Source organism: Streptomyces sp. NPDC020747, from assembly GCF_044334695.1.
GTDB lineage: Bacteria > Actinomycetota > Actinomycetes > Streptomycetales > Streptomycetaceae > Streptomyces.
Window position 1 is genome coordinate 1055409 of record NZ_JBIRTJ010000001.1, and the last position, 17054, is coordinate 1072462.

At 71.0% G+C, this 17054-nt stretch carries 13 protein-coding genes; 7 read left to right on the forward strand and 6 right to left on the reverse strand.

Annotated features, from left to right (window positions below; all coding sequences use genetic code 11):
* Positions 1-84: 84 nt before the first annotated feature.
* From ACH4YP_RS04305 to ACH4YP_RS04320, 4 genes are all read right to left on the reverse strand, one after another.
* Entirely contained in the window at positions 85-807 is a 723-nt protein-coding gene (locus tag ACH4YP_RS04305; protein ID WP_361053485.1) for a class I SAM-dependent methyltransferase, read from the reverse strand.
* 196 nt (positions 808-1003) lie between these two features.
* Entirely contained in the window at positions 1004-3451 is a 2448-nt protein-coding gene (locus ACH4YP_RS04310) for a SpoIIE family protein phosphatase (protein WP_398489274.1), read from the reverse strand.
* A 207-nt stretch (positions 3452-3658) separates the two neighbouring features.
* Entirely contained in the window at positions 3659-6052 is a 2394-nt protein-coding gene (locus tag ACH4YP_RS04315) for an MFS transporter (RefSeq protein ID WP_398489276.1), read from the reverse strand.
* A gap of 221 nt (positions 6053-6273) precedes the next feature.
* Complete coding sequence (locus tag ACH4YP_RS04320; protein ID WP_189840899.1) at positions 6274-6717, reverse strand: SRPBCC family protein; 444 nt, start codon at positions 6715-6717, stop codon at positions 6274-6276.
* 184 nt (positions 6718-6901) lie between these two features.
* Here ACH4YP_RS04320 and ACH4YP_RS04325 point away from each other — a divergent pair, with 184 nt between their 5' ends.
* The 4 genes from ACH4YP_RS04325 to ACH4YP_RS04340 all read left to right on the forward strand — a co-directional run bounded on the left by ACH4YP_RS04325 (position 6902) and on the right by ACH4YP_RS04340 (position 10945).
* Positions 6902-7936 carry an Rv2578c family radical SAM protein gene (locus ACH4YP_RS04325; RefSeq protein WP_398489277.1) on the forward strand — a complete coding sequence of 345 codons (1035 nt, stop codon included), beginning with the start codon at positions 6902-6904 and terminating at the stop codon, positions 7934-7936.
* A 300-nt stretch (positions 7937-8236) separates the two neighbouring features.
* Complete coding sequence (locus ACH4YP_RS04330) at positions 8237-9823, forward strand: alpha/beta hydrolase (RefSeq protein ID WP_361053497.1); 1587 nt, start codon at positions 8237-8239, stop codon at positions 9821-9823.
* Between the two features lie 66 nt (positions 9824-9889).
* Positions 9890-10288 carry a RidA family protein gene (locus tag ACH4YP_RS04335; protein WP_361053500.1) on the forward strand — a complete coding sequence of 133 codons (399 nt, stop codon included), beginning with the start codon at positions 9890-9892 and terminating at the stop codon, positions 10286-10288.
* 105 nt (positions 10289-10393) lie between these two features.
* Entirely contained in the window at positions 10394-10945 is a 552-nt protein-coding gene (locus ACH4YP_RS04340) for a GNAT family N-acetyltransferase (RefSeq protein WP_398489278.1), read from the forward strand.
* 35 nt (positions 10946-10980) lie between these two features.
* On the opposite strand, the gene ACH4YP_RS04345 is transcribed toward ACH4YP_RS04340, so the two are convergent.
* Positions 10981-11691: a sensor histidine kinase gene (locus ACH4YP_RS04345; protein ID WP_398489280.1), complete on the reverse strand. Its 711-nt coding sequence runs from the start codon at positions 11689-11691 to the stop codon at positions 10981-10983.
* Positions 11692-12058: 367 nt separating this feature from the next.
* On the opposite strand from ACH4YP_RS04345, the gene ACH4YP_RS04350 reads away from it, so the two are divergent.
* Positions 12059-12688: a response regulator gene (locus tag ACH4YP_RS04350; protein ID WP_398489281.1), complete on the forward strand. Its 630-nt coding sequence runs from the start codon at positions 12059-12061 to the stop codon at positions 12686-12688.
* 333 nt (positions 12689-13021) lie between these two features.
* Here the strand turns inward: ACH4YP_RS04350 and ACH4YP_RS04355 are convergent, their stop codons facing one another.
* Entirely contained in the window at positions 13022-13615 is a 594-nt protein-coding gene (locus tag ACH4YP_RS04355; protein WP_361069504.1) for an adenylosuccinate lyase, read from the reverse strand.
* 359 nt (positions 13616-13974) lie between these two features.
* Between ACH4YP_RS04355 and ACH4YP_RS04360 the strand changes: the two genes are divergently transcribed.
* Positions 13975-15792: a 3-hydroxybutyryl-CoA dehydrogenase gene (locus ACH4YP_RS04360; RefSeq protein WP_361069506.1), complete on the forward strand. Its 1818-nt coding sequence runs from the start codon at positions 13975-13977 to the stop codon at positions 15790-15792.
* A 187-nt stretch (positions 15793-15979) separates the two neighbouring features.
* Positions 15980-16795, forward strand: a complete 816-nt coding sequence (locus ACH4YP_RS04365; protein ID WP_361069509.1) for a TetR family transcriptional regulator — start codon at positions 15980-15982, stop codon at positions 16793-16795.
* Positions 16796-17054: the final 259 nt, after the last annotated feature.

A 17054-nucleotide genomic window follows, 5' to 3' on the forward strand; every position in this document is an offset into this window, starting at 1 on the left:
CGCGGGGCTGCGACGTCGTGCGGCTCCGCCACGTGGGCGCAACCTGCACCCGCACACCCGCACCCGCCACGCAGCCCCGGACTGTCAGCCGCGCCCCACCACAACCCACTTCGACGGCAACTCGATCCGCGTCCCGTCCGCGAGATACTCGGTCGTCACAAGCGGCAACTCCCCACTGGCCAGAACGGCGAGCCCCGCAGCCCGCAGATACTCGGGCACGGCGGCGTCAGCCACTTCCCCCGGCGCGATCCCATGCCGGAACACGGGCGCGAGCTTGGCCGGAGGACCGCCCGGGCCCTGGGCAAGATCCCGCAGAATCGGCCCCGCCGCCTCCGCGGGCTCGACAAGAAAGGCACGCCCCCGGTCGCCGACAAGCGTGGCGAGCCCGTCCACCACCGGCTGCCGATCGTCCCGCTCGCACTGATGCAGAACGCCCCGCATATAGACGTTCGCGTCACCGAGTTCCGCGTGCAGCGTCTCGGCCTCGACCTTCTCGGCCGCGTCGAACAGCCGGTAGGAGGCCTGCCCCGCCGGGTCCGCGAGCCGGGCGTGATCGAGGGCGGCAGCCGAGAGGTCGGCACCGATGACATGCGGATAGCGGTCGGCGAGGAACCGGGTCTGGGTCCCGTTGCCGCATCCGAGGTCCACGAGAGGCAGGCCGGGAGCCGCCAAGTACGGTTCGAGGAGCCCGAGATGGATCCCGACCGTGACCGCGGGCTCGGCGTCCCAGAAGACGGCCCCCTGCTCGCCGGGGGCCTCACTCCAGAAGCCCTCCCAGGCCTCTCTGTACCGAGTCGTCACACTCATGAAAGCTCCCCAGGACGCTACCGCGGACCGCCGAAAAGTGACGGGCAGTCCGGTTTATCGCGCCGGGAGTGAACCGACAAGCACGCGGCGCACACCTTCACCGCTCATTCGACGGCCGCACGCCGATGTGCGCCCCGCGTGCCTCTCGCTCCCCAGGAGCCGGCAGCGGTGGCCCGGGCCAGCAAGGCCGACAGGGCTAGCGGCGTGGCAAGGTCAACTCGAACCACACCGTCTTGCCGGAGCTCGTCCGGCTGGTCCCCCACTCCCGCGCCAGCGTGCTGACCACATGCATCCCGCGCCCGAACTCGTCGAGCCGGCGCACGCTGAGCAGCGTCGGCAGGGTGTGGTCGTCGTCGTCCACCTCGCACAGCAGTGTCTCGCCCCGGACGAGCCGCAGCTCGATCGGCCGGCTGTGGGAGTGCCGTACGGCGTTGGTGACGAGTTCGCTGACCATCAACTCGGTCGGGTCGACAAGGGAGTTCAGACCCCACGCGTGGAGCTGTTCGCGGACCGCGGCGCGCGCCCTGGCGACCTCCGTCCGGTCGTGGCCGATCCGCCACCGGGCGACGTCCTCGGGCTCGATGCCGTTGAGCCGGGCCATCAGGAGCGCCACGTCGTCCTTGCGGCCGCCGCGGGTGTTGAGGGCGCGGATGATGGTGTCGCAGGCGTCGTCCATGGAAGCGGCCGGGTGCGCGGCGGACTCGCAGAGCGTGGCGAGTCCGACACCGATGTCCTCACCGCGGACCTCGACCAGGCCGTCGGTGCACATCACGAGCCGGTCGCCGGGCGCCACTTGGACCCGTACGGACTCGAAGGGCACCCCGCCGACGCCGATGGGCGCGCCCGTCGGCAGGTCGAGCAGATCGCTGCGACCGCCCTCGGCGCGGACCAACACCGGTGGGATATGGCCCGCGTTGGCCATCTGCAACTCGCTCTTGATGGGGTCGTACACCGCGTACAGGCAGGTCGCGAGGTAGTGCTCGCCGAGACGCTGCGCCAAGTCGTCGAGGTTGCGCAGGAGTTGGGCGGGCGGCAGATCGAGGGCCGCCATGGTCTGTACTGCGGTGCGCAACTGGCCCATCATCGCGGCCGAGTTGAGCCCGTGCCCCATCACGTCGCCGACGACGAGCGCGGTCCGTGACCCGGGGAGTTTGACCGAGTCGAACCAGTCGCCGCCGACCCGCCCCAGCAGCGTGCCCGGCAGATAGCGGGTCGCGATGTCGCAGCCCGCCATGCGCGGCGCGATGTGCGGCAGCATGCTGTCCTGGAGGGTGTCGGCGACGCTCTCCTGGTACGTGTACATCCGGGCGTTGTCGAGTACGAGCCCGGCGCGGGCGGCGAGTTCGGCGCCGGTGACGCGGTCCATGTCGTTGAACTCGACGCGCTCCGGGTGCCGCAGCAGGATCATGAAGCCGAGGACCACGTTGCGGGCCTTGAGGGGCACGACCAGCATGGAGCGGCCCGTGATGAGGGGCCGGATGTCGCGCTTCTCGAACTGCGCAGCGATCATGTGCCCCATCTGCTCGCTGATGCGGGGCACCAGGACGGGGTCGCCGGTGGTCATGCACTGGAAGAACGGGGTGTGGGCCGGGAACGGCATGGCCTCGCCGACCGGCACGACGTCGTCCCAGCGGCCCGGCTCGTCCGTGTGCTCCAGGGCGACCCGGTGCCACATGGTGGTGGTGTCGGGCACACCCTCGGGGAAGCCCTCACCTGCGACGACCTGTTCGCGGAGATAGGTGCCGGCCACGTCGGTGAAGCGCGGGACCACGGCCCGGCTGACCTCGACGATGGTGCGGGACAGGTCGAGCGAGGTGCCGATGCGCCCGCTGACCTCGTTCAGGAATTCCAGGCGTTCACGGACGGCGGCGTATTCGAGGTTCTCGACCTCGTCGGCTTCGCCCTGCGGCAGGGGTGCGCCGGCCGCGGCGGCGGCGGCCGCCCGCTCCTGACGCGCCTTGCGCTCTGCGCGCCGGGGCACGCCCCAGTCGGGAGTGACGGGCACTCGGTCGTTCTGGCTGAACTCCAGGACGGGATAACCCAGTTCGAGGACCTGGGAGACGATGCGGGCACTCTCGCCGACGCTCATGCTGGGCAGGATCTCGGGCAGCCTGCGGGCCAGTTCCTCGGCGCCGGGGAAGTCGGTGTGCAGCGCGAACCCGGGTGCGATGCGCTCCACGGCCGGCCCCGCGCCGGTGTCCTCGTGGCGCAGCCCGGCCGCGTCGGCGGCGAGCACCAGCAGCCGCTCGGGCCCCGGGCCCACCAGCGGATACGCCCACCACAGCACATCGATCCGGGCGCTGTCGGGCGCCGACAACCGCGCGCGCCCCGCCGCCGGATAGGACAGCCGCCCGTCCAGGGAGGACTCCAGGTCGGGCCCGAGACCGTCGTACGCCGAGTACGCCCCGTAGGGAGCGGTCTCGTCGTCATCGGGCAGGGCGCCGGACACGGGCAGCAGATCGACGGCGGGCCGTCCGACCGCCTCGTCCCTGGCGGCCCCGAACAGCCGCCGGGCGCCCCGGCTCCAGTGCGAGACCAGACCTTCGCGGTCGACGACCACCACGGCCAACGGAATCCGGCCCGCCGCGACCCCGTTACCGCCCGCACGGCCGTGAGCTGTGCCCATCTCGGTGCCACGGTCCATGGCCCAGGCCCTCTCTCCCCACGGTCCGCAAGATCTGTAACCAGCACAACCACGGTACGTCCGCGCGTGGTTGCCATGTGTGGCATTGAGGGAATTGGCACCGGCGCACACCAGCGCCCCGATAGGGGCGCGGGGCTGTGACATTGCGCGGCTCCGCCGCGTGGGCGCGCGCCCAGCCCCCACCTGCCCGCAGCCGACGAACAGCCCTCAGTCCTCATGCCCCAACTGAAGATCCCGCTCGGTCCGCCCACCCCCGGCCACCTGCAGAACGGTGGCCACCGGCGGGTACCCAGCGGCAATCACCGTGTACTCCCCCGAAGAAAGATCAACGAACCGGAACGTTCCGTCACCCCCGGTGGTCAACGTGTCCACCACGTTCCCCGCGGCATCGAGCAGCGTCACCCGCGCGTCCTCGACCGGCCGCCCCCCACTGGCCCGCACAGTCCCCCGAAGCACCGCGCCACCGGCGAGTTCGACATCCTGGCGAGTCTCCCGGGCGGCCTGCACACTCACCGGCAGTGCGGCGGGCCGAAAGGCCGGCGCACTCGCGGCCAACGTGTACTCCCCGGCCACCAACTCCGTGATGACGTAACCCCCTTCACGCCCGCTGCGGGTCGTGGCGACCACCTCACCGTGCACGTTGGTGAGCGTGACGATCGCGTCCCGTACGGGCGTCCCGTCGGCCGTCACCACGCTCCCGGCCAGCCGTCCGGCGCCGCCGAGGACGACGTCCAGCTCGACCGGCCGCTCCCCGACGGTGACACTGACGGCCTGCGGCTGATGCCCGCCGGCCGCGGCGATGAGGACGTACGACCCCGCGCCGGGCGTCGACAGCGCGTACCGTCCGTCGTCCCCGCTCGCGCCCCGCCCGATCTGCTGTCCCGCGACGTCGATGAGAGTGAGCGCGGCGCGGGGCACGACGGTGCCGTCGGGATGCTGGACGGTGCCGCAGACGGGCACCCCGGCGGCGTACGAACGAGCCTGCGGGACCGCGGAGTTGTAGGACGCGGTGGTCTCGGGGGCGGCAGGGGTGTGGTGGGACACCAGCGGTTTCTCCTTGAGGAAGAAGGCGACGAGCAGGCCCAGGACGAGCACCGGCACCAGGTAGAGGAAGATCCGCGGCATGGCGTCGGCGTAGGCCGTGATGTAGCCGTCGCGAAGCTCGGCGGGCAGTGCGTGGACGAGCTGCGGGGTGATGGACTCGGGGTCGGGCAGGCCGGCCCCGGCGGGCAGCCGTTCGGCGAGGGAGTCGGCGAGCCGGTCGGCGAAGAGCGTGCCGAAGAGCGCGGCGCCGACGCTGCCGCCGATCTGCCGGAAGTAGTTGTTGGCGCTGGTCGCGGTGCCGAGGTCGCGGGGGTCCACGGAGTTCTGCACGGCGAGGATCAGTACGGGCATGACCAGGCCGATCCCGGCGCCGAGCACGGCCATCCAGATGCTGTAGTGCAGCCGGGGCGTGTCGACCTCCAGCCGCGACAGGAGCCACATGCCGAGGACGGAGAGGAAGCCGCCGAGGATCGGGTAGATCTTGTAGTGGCCGCTGCGGCTGATGAGTTGGCCCGCGACGACCGAGGCTCCGACGATGCCGGCCATCATCGGGAGCATGAGCAGGCCGGACTCGGTGGCGCTGGCGCCGTCGACCATCTGCAGGTACGTGGGCAGATAGCTCGCCGCTCCGAAGAGGGCGACCCCGACGATCACGCCCACCAGGGCGGTGCCGTTGAAGACCCCGTCGCGGAACAGCCGCAGGGGCATGAGGGGTTCGGCCGCGAAGTGCTCGGCGACGAGGAACAAGACAGTCGCGGCGACGGCTCCGACCCCGAGCCCGAGGATGACGCGCGAGTCCCACGCGTGCTGGGTTCCGCCCCAACTGGTCAGCAGGACCAGGCAGGTCGAGGCGGCGGCCAGCAGCAGGGCGCCGAGGACGTCGAGACGGGGCCGGGCGGTCGGCTTCGGCAGTTTGAGCACTACGGTGACGACGGCGAGCGTGACCAGGCCGAAGGGCACGTTGACGTAGAAGCACCAGCGCCAGGAGAGGTGGTCGGTGAAGTAGCCGCCGAGCAGCGGTCCCGCGACCGACGCGAGGCCGAAGGCGGCACCGATCAGGCCCATGAAACGGCCGCGTTCCCGGGGCGGCACGATGTCCGCGATGATCGCCTGCACGCCGATCATGAGTCCGCCGGCGCCGACGCCCTGGAGTGCGCGGAAGGCGATCAACTGGTCCATGGTGCGCGACCGTCCGGCCAGCGCGGAGCCGATCACGAAGACGACGATCGCGAACTGGAAGACGCCCTTGCGACCGTAGAGGTCGCCGAACTTGCCGTAGACGGGCAGTCCGACGGTGGCCGTGAGCAGATACGCGGTGATCGCCCAGGACATCCTGTCCAGGCCGTGCAGCTCCCCGACGATCTTCGGGAGGGCGGTGGCGACGATCATCTGCTCCAGCGCGGCGAGCAGCAGCGCGAGCATCAGCGCGAAGAACACCGTCCGCACGCGGGCCGGGCTGAGCGTCTCGAACCGCGTTGGTTCCGGCGGCCCTTGGGGTGTGTCAGGTGCCGGGGCCGAAACGCCGCGTTCGCTCGCCGCCAGAGTCGTCCCGCCCACGTGCTGCTCCCCTCGTCGCGCCTGCGCGGCCCATTTCTCGCATTACGCGACAACTGGGAGCAAGCGCGACGAGTCGCCCGTCAGTGGGGCTCAGCAGGCGTAATGGCCGGTGGGAGCCCTACGGCGCACGACGGAGCCATACCGAAAACCACTCGAAACGGTGAGCGTGAGAATCGCCCGGCCGAGCGCCTCCTGGCGCCGGCCGGAACTGTCCGTGAGGGCTACTTCTCCACCTCGGTGGCGAGCTTCGCCAGCACCTCGTCGTAGATCCGCCCGAGGCCCTTGGGCGCGAAGGTCTTCTCGAAGAAGCCGCCGATGCCGCCCGCGCCGTTCCACACCGAGGTCACGACGACGCGGGACTTGCCCTCGCCGGCCGGGGTGACCCGCCAGGTGGTCACCATCGAGGAGTTGCGGTCCTTCTCGACGAGTTCGCCGTCGGTCGGCTCGCTCACCTCCAGCAGGCAGTCGCGGACGCGCTTGCTGGTGGCCTGGAGCTTCCAGTGGACGAGGCTGCCCTCTCCGTCGCCGCCCTCGCGCACCTCGTACTCACTGAAGTGCTCGCTCAGGACCTTCGGACGCGTGCCGGTGTAGTCGGCCAGCGCGTCGAACACGTCGTCGGGCTGAGCCGCTACGACTCGCTCAGTGGTGGCCTCGACCTGCGCCATTGCGTTCCTCCAGCACTCGGGATCTCGGGGGTCAGCGCTCAGCCAACCATCAGGCGGTCGAGCCGCCCAAATCGGGGTCCCCTCAAGGCCCCGGAGCCTCGGACGCCACGCCCGTCGAAAGTGAGTTCGCACGATCAAGGGAACATGTGTTCTATTCTGTGTCCAGTGCTACCGAGGAGGCGTCATGCGCTGGGAGAACCTCACAGTGGAGTCCGGCGGCAACCTGCCGAGGGACGCCGCGCTGTTCGGCGCGGACGCGGTGACCACACGTACGTTCGACACCCCGGAGTTCCGTGGAATCACGTTCCACGAGATCCGGGCCAAGTCGATCGTGAACCGGGTGCCGGGCGCCTCGCGCATGCCCTTCGAGTGGACGGTCAACCCCTATCGGGGGTGCACGCACGCGTGTGTCTACTGTTTCGCCCGCAAGACCCACAGCTATCTGGACCTCGACACGGGCCTCGGCTTCGACAGCCAGATCGTGGTGAAGGTGAACGCGCCGGAACTGCTGCGACGGCACCTAGGCTCGCGGCGCTGGCTCGGCGACCACATAGCGATGGGCACGAACGTGGACTGCTACCAGCGCGCCGAGGGCCGCTACCAGCTGATGCCCGGCATCATCGCGGCCCTGCGCGACCACGCGAACCCCTTCTCGATCCTCACCAAGGGCACGCTGATCCTGCGTGACCTCGACCTCCTGAAGCAGGCGGCCGCGGTGACCGAGGTCGGGATCTCCGTCTCGGTGGGCTTCACCGACCACGAGCTGTGGCGGACCGTGGAGCCGGGCACGCCCGCCCCCGAGCGCCGCCTCGACGCCGTCCGCACGCTGAGCGAGCACGGCATCGACTGCGGGGTCCTGATGGCCCCGGTGATCCCCTTCCTGGGCGACGACCCGTCCCAGCTGCGCGCGACTGTACGGGCGATCGCGGCCTCCGGCGCCACCTCGGTCACCCCGCTCGTGCTGCATCTGCGGCCGGGGGCGCGCGAGTGGTTCATGAGCTGGCTGGCACACCACCACCCGTATCTGGTGCGCCGCTACGAGCGGCTGTACGCGGAGGGCGCCTACGCCCCGAAGTGGTACCAGCGCCGGATCACCCGTCAGGTCCACGAACTGGCCGAGGAGTACGGGATAGGCCCCACGCGCGCGGGGATGCCGCGCAGGATCCCGGCACCCGCCGAACCGGCCCTCCCGGAGCCGACCCAGCTCACCCTTCTCTGACCTGCACCGCCTTTCTCCGACCGGCACCGCTCTTCTCCGACCGACACCGCCATCAGCTCCGACCAGCGCTTCTCAGCTGCATCCGGGCGCATCGCGCGGCCCGATCGGGTCAAACTCTTGTCAGAATCGGTCCTTCCGGGCGCCCGCGCCGGAACGATACGGCGAAGGCCGTGGCGTGCACGGCCCACACCCTCCGTCCTGGGAGGTCCGATGCTGCATCTCCCCGGGGGACCCCCGGACCCCCGGCCCGAGGATCAGGCCAGAATCCCTGCCCGGAACATCCATGCGAGGCGATTCATCGTGAACCGACGCGCAGCCGCTCTGTGCGGTGCCGCCGCAGTGGTGGCCGGAATGATCACCGCGATCCCGGTCGGTGCGAGCGCCGACTCCGCGACCGCACCACGCACCACGCTCTCCGCCGACCCGGCGAAGCTCACCTGGAAGAAGTGCGGCACCACCGCCTATCCGACGCTCCAGTGCGCGTCACTGAAGGTGCCGCTCGACCACACGCACCCGCACGGCGAGCGCATCACACTCGCGCTGTCCCGGGTGCCGCACACCGCGAAGAAGTCCCAGGGACCGCTCCTGGTGAACCCGGGCGGCCCCGGCGGCAGCGGTCTCACGCTCGCCGGCTTCGTCGCGGCCACGCTGCCGAAGGCGGTGGCCTCGCAGTACGACGTCATCGGCTTCGACCCGCGCGGCGTCGGCGCCAGCAAGCCCGCCCCCAACTGCAAGCCGGGGCACTTCAAGCCCGTACGCCCCGACTCGCTGCCGAGCACCCCCGCCCTGGAGAAGGCCAACCTCGACAGGGTCAAGTCCTTCGCCAAGGCGTGCGGCGCGAAGTACGGGAAGCTGCTGCCGTACCTCGACACCGTGAGCGCCGTCCAGGACATGGACGCGATCCGGCACGCGCTCGGCGCCAAGAAGATCAACTACTTCGGGTACTCGTACGGCACCTACCTGGGCGCCGTCTACGCGAAGCTCCACCCGGACCGCGTACGGCGCATGGTGCTCGACTCCATCGTCGATCCCACCGGTGTCTGGTACCAGGACAACCTCGCGCAGGACCACGCCTTCAACGACCGTCACCGGGCCTTCATGGCCTGGGTCGCCAAGAACAACGCGAAGTACCGGCTCGGCACCGATCCGGAGAGGATCGAGGCCAAGTGGTACGCGATGAGGGCAGCCCTGGCGAAGAAGCCCGCGGACAAGACGGTGGGCGCCTCCGAACTGGAGGACACGTTCGCCCCCGGCGGTTACTACAACGGCTACTGGCCGTATCTCGCCGAGGCGTTCGCGGCCTTCGTCAACGACAAGAACGACGACCCGCTGGTCGAGGCGTACCGGAACTTCGGTGCCGTCGACGCCGCGGGCGACAACAGCTACAGCATCTACACCTCGGTGCAGTGCCGTGACGCGTCCTGGCCTCGCGACTGGGAGAAGTGGCGCGAGGACAACTGGGAGGCGTACGAGAAGGCGCCCTTCATGACCTGGAGCAACGCCTGGTACAACGCGCCGTGCGCGTTCTGGCCGACGGACTCCCTGGAGCCCGTGGACGTCTCCAACGACTCGGTGCCGCCGGTGCTGCTGTTCCAGGCGACGAACGACGCGGCCACTCCGTACGAGGGCGGTGTCATGGTCCATCATCTGCTGGGCGGCTCCAGCCTGGTGGTCGAGCAGGGCGGCGGCAACCACGGCGTCACACTGAGCGGGAACGCCTGCCTGGACAAGCACCTGGTCACGTATCTGACCGACGGCAGGGTGCCGCGCAGTGGCGGTGAGGTCGACGCGGTGTGCAAGCCGCTGCCCGACCCCAAGCCGCTGAGCAAGAAGGCCTCGGGCTCGCGCGGCGCGACGCTGCACGGGCTGCTCGGATTCCGGGGCTGAGCCCCGGCAGGTGAGCGGCGGCTTCCCGTCGGGGGCGTTGTCAGTGCCGTGGTGCAGGATTGATCCATGGCCGAACTGACGCGCATCTCCGCCCCCGACGGGGTCGCCCCCGCCACCGCGTACACCCACGTCGTCATGGGCACGGGCCGCTTCGTCGCGGTCTCGGGCCAGCTCGCGCTCGACGAGGACGGCAAGCTCGTCGGGGAGGGCGACCCGGCGGCGCAGGCCCGTCAGGTCTTCGAGAACCTGCGGCGCTGTCTCGCCGCGGCCGGGGCCACCTTCGACGACGTGGTCAAACTGACCTACTTCGTCACGGACATGGCGCACATGCCGGCCGTCCGCGCGGCCCGGGACGAGCACATATCCCCGGACCGCCTCCCGGCCGCCTCGGCCGTGCAGGTCGCCGCCCTGGTGAGCCCGGAGTTCCTGATGGAGATCGAGGCGTTCGCGCTGCTGCCCGAGTGAGCCGCGGGTATCGCCCCGGTCAGCCTCGGGTGGCGCCCGGGCGGCGATCCACGGGCCCGCGGTAATTCACGGAACCCATCCCCCACGGCCGCCTAGGGTGCCGCCATGGACGAGCACCTCCACTCCCCCTCTCCCACCCTTCGCGTCCGGGAGATGGCCCTGGCCGACTGCCCCCGCGTGGCCGAGATCCGCGTGCACGGCTGGCAGACGGCGTACAAGGGGATGATGCCGCAGGCGTACCTGGACGGACTCGACGCGGCGGAGGAAGCCAGGCGTCTGCGGGCCCGCTTCGAGCGGGCCGGTGAGGGCGTGGTGAATCTGGTCGCGGAGTGCGACGGCGATGTCGTCGGCTGGGCGTGCCACGGCCCGTACCGGGAGGGTGAAGTCCGCACGGCGGACGCCGAGTTGTACGCCATCTATGTGGACCCCGACCGGATCGCGTGCGGTGTGGGCCGCGCGCTGCTGCGGGAGTCCACCGCCCGCTGCACGACCGCTGGGCACGGCCGGATGCTGCTGTGGGTGCTCCGGGAGAACGCGAACGCGCGCCGCTTCTACGAGAAGGCCGGTTTCGCCCCGGACGGCGCGGAGGAGCCCTTCGAGGTGGAGGGTGTCGAGGTGCCGGAGGCGCGCTACGCCCGTGTGCTGGGCGGCTCCTGAGGGAGGCTCAGGTTCTGGCGGTCATGTCCTGGGGCTCACGTCGTCGGGCTCGCATCGTCGCGCTCACGTCGTCCCTGGGGCAGGCTCACGCAGAACACGGCGCCGTTCGGCCGGCCCGGCTCGTACCAGGCGTCGCCACCGTTCGCGCGGGCCAGGCTGCGGGCGATCCACAGGCCGAGGCCGGTGCCCTCGGTGGCGGCCGCCGTGGCGGGGTCGCGTCGGTAGCGCTCGAAGAGGTGCGGGACGAACGACTCGGGCACGCCCGGGCCGTGGTCCGCGACGGACAGTTCGACGCGTCCGCCGGTGGCGCGCGCCGTGATCTCCACGGGCTCCCGGCCGTAGGCGAGGGCGTTCTCCAGGTAGTTGGTGAAGATCTCGGCGAAGCCGACCCGGTCGACGCGGGCCACCAGCCGCGCCGGAACGGCCAGTCGCAGATCACGGCCGCCGGCCGCGGACTCGGCGAGCCGTTCCAGGAGGAAGTCCAGCACCGCCACCGTTTCCGGCACACCTTGCTGCCACGCGCCGTCGATGCGGGCGGCGGTAAGCAGTTTGCGGACCAGGGACTGCAGTCGGGCCGTGCGCTCGGCGATCCGCTCGACCAGTTCCGCCCGCGCCTCGTCCGTCAGATCGGGCGGGGGCTCCTTCAGTACGTGCACCAGGGCGCCCAGGGCGGCGAGCGGGTTGTGCAGTTGGTGCGCGGCCAGCGTCATGGCCTCGTACAGATCCCGCGGTCCGTCGTCAGTCATTGATGTCGCCCCCGCCGCCCCTACCCATTCCCGTCACTACTCGGGGGCTCCGCCCCCGAACCCCCGCTCCTCAAACGCCGGAGAGAGGCTGACTACCAGCCCGTCCGGCGCTTGAGGACGAGCGCGTCAGCGCGATGCGGGGGTCTGGGGGCGCAGCCCCCAGGGACAAAACGGAAAGGGGCGGCGGGGGCGGAGAACCACGCTTAGGGCCTCAACTCTGGACTGTGACAACGCCGTTGGGCCAGACACGGGGAACACATTTCCGAGTACGGCCAGGTCCCGCCGACACCGCACGGCACTACGCTCGAAAGCGCATCGCCACAACCGGCCCAGGGAGAGCCGGCCATCCGGAGGGGGAGGATCCGGGATGATCCGCGTGCTCGTGGTCGAGGACCAGCGCGCGCTGGCCGACGCCCTGGCCATCGCCATCGCGGCGCAGCCCGACCTGGACTGCGGTGACGCGGTGGGCACGGTCGACGAGGCGTTGCGGGAGGCGGCCCGTCGGCCGCCCGCCGTGGTGCTCATGGACATCCATCTGCCGGGCACGGACGGTATCGAGGGCACCCGGCTGCTGAAGGCCGCGCATCCCGCGACCCGGGTGGTCGTCCTCACCGCGGACGCGACCCCCGACCAGCTGGCCCGGGCTGTGACGGCGGGCGCCTCGGCCTTCCTCGCCAAGCACAGCGCCTTCGGGGACATCCTCACCGCGATCCGGACCACGGCCGACGGCAAGCTCCTGGTGGAGGAGTCCACGCTGGCGGCGCGGCTGCCCGAGCGGCAGTGGGAGCGGAGCGGGCTGACCCGCCGGGAGCACGAGGTGCTGGCCCTGCTCGCCCAGGGACACGGCCTCAAGGTGATCGCGGACCGGCTCGTGCTCAGCCGGCACACGGTGCGCGGGCACGTGAAGAGCGTCCTGGTGAAACTGGGCGCCCACAGCCAGCTGGAGGCCGTGGTCACGGCGACGCGCCGGGGCATCCTGCCGCGCCCGACCGCATGACACCGGAGGACGTGGAGCGGCATGTGGAGCGGCACGTAGAACGGTGAATCAGCCCATCTGAGGGGGCCGTTCGCCCCGCCTGGGGGATACCCGGGCCCCCGTCCACTGCCTATCGTGCGAAATGTGCGGCCCCGCGGACCGGGGCCGTCGGGGAGCAGGACCCGGGCCAGATGCGTGGAGATGACGGCAGGTCGGATCCCGCGGTGTTCGTCCGCCTGCCGGTCGCCCGTCTCCCGCCGGGCGAACCCCCGGCGACCCCGCCTTCTCCAAAGGCACTCGGCATCCCTCTGTTCACAAGGGCACTCCCCCGTGCCCATCCACTCCCGTCCGCGCCTATCCGCGCGGCGTCCGCTGCGCCGGCAGTCGCTTCAGCGCGCCTGCCGCCGCCTGGGCCAGCGGCGGATGGGCGAGGGCCTCGTTCAGGACGGGGCGGGCCCGCTCGTCGCCCAGGGCGCCGAGCCCGTCCACGCACGCGATGGCGACACGGCGGTACGGATCGTGCGGGCGGAACCTGCGGGCCAGGGTCGTGATCAGCGCGGGTACGGACTCGGGAGCGCGCAGCTCGACCAGGAGCCGTACCGGATGAAGCGCGTAGGCGACGCGCAGTTCGTTGGTGGCCAGGGCGGCCGCCGCGCGGGCCGTGCGCGGGTCGCCGAGCCGGGCCAGGGCGTGCGCGGCGGACACGCAGCGCTGCGGGTCGCGGTGGTTGAGCAGCAGGACGAGTGCCTCGAAGGCTCGCCGGTCCCCGGCGAGCCCGAGCCGGAAAGCGGCCAACTCCCGTGCCCAGAGCCGCTGTTCGGGTGCGATGAGCACATCGGCCAGTTCGTCCAAGTCGTCGGTCGAGGCCAGCCGCTCGTACGAGTACGACGCGGCCGCGCCCGCCTCATGCCGTAAGCGCTGGGTGAGCGATCGCAACTCTTCGTCCATATCGGCGAAGCCTATCGGCGACGTACGTCACATTCACCGGGGACTGGCGCGCTCGTTACCCACGAGTTAAGCTCAATCGAGCGAGTTACCCACTCGCTGACTTGCTCGCGGTGGCCTGGTGACGCAGCCGCCGCGGGTGCTGGTCGGTTCGGTACTTCATGTACCTCAGTACGACACGGCTCCGGGACAGGGCCGGTCGGGTCTTCCTCACCGTTTTCGTGGGCTTGCGTTCGCACCCACTCACGGCGCCGGGCGGGTGCGCTTCCGCAGCCCGGCATCACCCGCAACCTCCGCACTGCGTACGCCCGTTGGCGTATCCGAGTGCGTCCCTCAGTCGTCACTCATCCTGGAGTCCCGCGATGGCCACTCCCCTGTCCGACCCTTCCCTGTCGCTCTCCGCGTCCCCGCTCAAGACCGTCGCCGTCGTCGGCCTCGGCACGATGGGGACCGGCATCGCCGAGATCCTGGCCACGGCCGGCCGCGAGGTCGTGGGCATCGACATCAGCGAGGCCGCCGCCACTCAGGCCACCGCCGCCCTGGAGTCCGCGACCGCCCGCTCCGTGCGGCGCGGACGCCTCACCGAGCAGGAGCGCGACGACGCCCTCGCCCGCTTCGTCACCTCCACGGACCTGCGGGCCGCTGCCGACGCCGACCTGGTGATCGAAGTGGCGCCGGAGTCGTACGACATCAAGCACCAGATCTTCCGGGAGCTGGACGGCATCGTGCGCCCGGAGACGATCCTGGCGACCGGCACCAACGCGCTGTCCGTCACGCGTCTGGCCGCCGACTCGGCCCGCCCCGAGCGGGTCCTTGGCCTGCACTTCTTCAATCCGGCCCCGGCGATGAAGCTGGTCGAGGTGGTCTCGTCCGTGCTGACCGCACCGGCCGCCGTCGCCGCCGTCACGGACCTCGCCCTGGAACTCGGCAAGGAGCCCGTCGCGGTCGGCGACCGCCCCGGCTTCGTCGCCGACGGGCTGCTCTTCGGCTACCTCAACCAGGCCGCCGCGATGTACGAGGCGAAGTACGCGAGCCGCGAGGACATCGACGCCGCGATGAAGCTGGGCTGCGGCCTGCCCATGGGCCCGCTCGCCCTGCTGGACCTGATCGGCGTCGACACCGCGCGTACGGTCCTGGAGGCCATGTACGCCGAGTCGCACGACCGGCTGCACGCGCCCTCCCCCGTCCTCAAGCAGCTCAGCGAGGCGGGCCTGACCGGCCGCAAGTCGGGGCGCGGCTTCTACACGTACGACGCCCCGGGCAGCGCGACCGTCGTGCGGGACGCGCTGACTCCCCTGGAGGGCGCTTCGCCGGTGCCCGGCCGTACCGTGCGCTCGGTCGGCGTCGCGGGCTCCGGCACCATGGCGTCCGGTATCGCGGAGGTCTTCGCGAAGGCCGGGTACGAGGTCGTGCTCGCCGCGCGCAGCGAGGAGAAGGCGCAGACCGCCAAGGCCCGTATCGGCAAGTCGCTCTCGCGCTCCGTCGACAAGGGCCGGATGACCGCCGAGGCCGCCGCCGAGACGCTGGGGCGGATCACTCCGGCGGGCTCGTACGACGCCTTCGCGGACGTCGATCTGGCGCTGGAGGCGGTCGCCGAGGACCTGGAGATCAAGCGGCAGCTGTTCGCGGTGTTCGACAAGGTCTGCAAGCCGGGCGCGATCCTGGCCACCACGACCTCGTCGCTGCCCGTCGTGGCCTGTGCCCGCGCCACCTCGCGGCCGCAGGACGTGATCGGCATGCACTTCTTCAACCCGGCCCCGGCGATGAAGCTGGTCGAGGTCGTGCGTACGGTCCTGACCGCCGACGACGTGCACGCCACGGTCCGGGAGGTCTGCGCGAAGGTCCGCAAGCACCCGGTGGACTGCGGCGACCGGGCCGGTTTCATCGTGAACGCGCTGCTGTTCCCGTACCTGAACAACGCGATCAAGATGGTCGAGGAGCACTACGCGACGCTCGACGACATCGACGCCGCGATGAAGCTCGGCGGCGGCTACCCGATGGGCCCCTTCGAACTCCTCGACGTGGTCGGCCTGGACGTCTCGCTGGCCATCGAGAAGGTCCTGCACCGCGAGTTCCGTGACCCTGGCCTCGCCCCCGCGCCCCTCCTGGAGCACCTGGTGGCCGCGGGCTGCCTCGGCCGCAAGACGGGCCGCGGCTTCCGCGAATATGCCCGGCGCTGAGCCACGCGACCTCCGGGCCGGCCTCCGGCCCGGAGACGGCCCCGCGGACCGGGACCGGGACTGGGGCGGGCTGCTCGATCCGGCCGCCGCCCCCGCCCCGGTCACCGCCCCCGTCACCGTCCCGGTCCCGGTCGGGGAAAGACCCGGTCATGAGCGCCCCGCCGCGTACATGCAGTACGTTCGGGGCATGTCCCAGCCCGCCAAGTCCTCCCGTACCCCAGCCACGTCCGACGCTCCGGAGAGTGCCGCGGGCAGTCGTGCGGCCGCGCAGCGGCTCAAGATGCGCCGCGAACTGGCGGCCGCCGCGATGGAGCTGTTCGCGACCAAGGGGTACGAGGCGACGACCGTCGACGAGATCGCGGCCGCGGCCGGGGTCGCCCGGCGCACCTTCTTCCGGCACTTCCGCTCCAAGGAAGAGGCGATCTTCCCGGACCACGACGACACGTTGATCCGGGCCGAGGCGGTGCTCAACGCGGCGCCGGCGCACGAGCATCCGCTCGACACGGTGTGCCGCGGCATCAAGGAAGTCATGAAGATGTACGCGGCGAGGCCGGAGATCTCGGTGTCGCGCTACAAGCTCACCCGCGAGGTACCGACCCTGCGGGAGGCGGAGATCGCGTCCGTGGCGCGGTACGAGCGGCTGTTCACCCGCTATCTGCTGGGCCACTTCGACGAGCACGCCCACGACGACGACGCCAACGACGACCCGCTGCTCGCGGAGGTCGCCGCGTCCGCCGTGGTCACGGCCCACAACCACGTGCTGCGGCGGTGGCTGCGGGCGGGCGGCCAGGGAGACGTCGAGAGCCAGCTTGACCACGCCTTCGCGATCGTCCGGAAGACCTTCGGTACGGGGATCGGTGCCGGGCGGGAGACCGCACCGCTCTCGTCGTCCGCCTCCACCGCGTCCGTGGAGGGCGAGGTGCTGGTGACCGTGGCCCGCGTGGACGCTCCCCTGGACCAGGTGATGCGCACGATCGAGCAGGCGCTCAGGGAACGGCCGTAGCGGCACTCCGCGGAACCGCGATTCACCCGCCGCCCTCACCGAACGCCTCATCGCCGGACGAGCTCAATCTGAGCGCGTCCGGCAGTTTTTTGCCCACATTCGGGCGTTTTCGGGCCCAACCTGATCGATCATCGCTCACGTGTTACGTAAAGATTTCATCTGAGCGCAACTTCTGGCACTCCGTGCCTTGCGGAGTGACACGGCGTGCCATACGTTGAAGTGGTCCGGGCGGCCGGCGTGCAGAGATCCTTCGTACGCC

Bases quoted from the DNA above. Each gene is read 5' to 3' on its own strand.
- ACH4YP_RS04310 (WP_398489274.1), bottom strand. From the start codon at position 3,451: ATGGACCGTGGCACCGAGATGGGCACAGCTCACGGCCGTGCGGGCGGT.
- ACH4YP_RS04355 (WP_361069504.1), bottom strand. From the start codon at position 13,615: ATGGACGAAGAGTTGCGATCGCTCACCCAGCGCTTACGGCATGAGGCG.
- ACH4YP_RS04320 (WP_189840899.1), bottom strand. From the start codon at position 6,717: ATGGCGCAGGTCGAGGCCACCACTGAGCGAGTCGTAGCGGCTCAGCCC.
- ACH4YP_RS04340 (WP_398489278.1), top strand. From the start codon at position 10,394: ATGGACGAGCACCTCCACTCCCCCTCTCCCACCCTTCGCGTCCGGGAG.
- ACH4YP_RS04345 (WP_398489280.1), bottom strand. From the start codon at position 11,691: ATGACTGACGACGGACCGCGGGATCTGTACGAGGCCATGACGCTGGCC.
- ACH4YP_RS04360 (WP_361069506.1), top strand. From the start codon at position 13,975: ATGGCCACTCCCCTGTCCGACCCTTCCCTGTCGCTCTCCGCGTCCCCG.
- ACH4YP_RS04335 (WP_361053500.1), top strand. From the start codon at position 9,890: ATGGCCGAACTGACGCGCATCTCCGCCCCCGACGGGGTCGCCCCCGCC.
- ACH4YP_RS04325 (WP_398489277.1), top strand. From the start codon at position 6,902: ATGCGCTGGGAGAACCTCACAGTGGAGTCCGGCGGCAACCTGCCGAGG.
- ACH4YP_RS04365 (WP_361069509.1), top strand. From the start codon at position 15,980: ATGTCCCAGCCCGCCAAGTCCTCCCGTACCCCAGCCACGTCCGACGCT.
- ACH4YP_RS04350 (WP_398489281.1), top strand. From the start codon at position 12,059: ATGATCCGCGTGCTCGTGGTCGAGGACCAGCGCGCGCTGGCCGACGCC.
- ACH4YP_RS04305 (WP_361053485.1), bottom strand. From the start codon at position 807: ATGAGTGTGACGACTCGGTACAGAGAGGCCTGGGAGGGCTTCTGGAGT.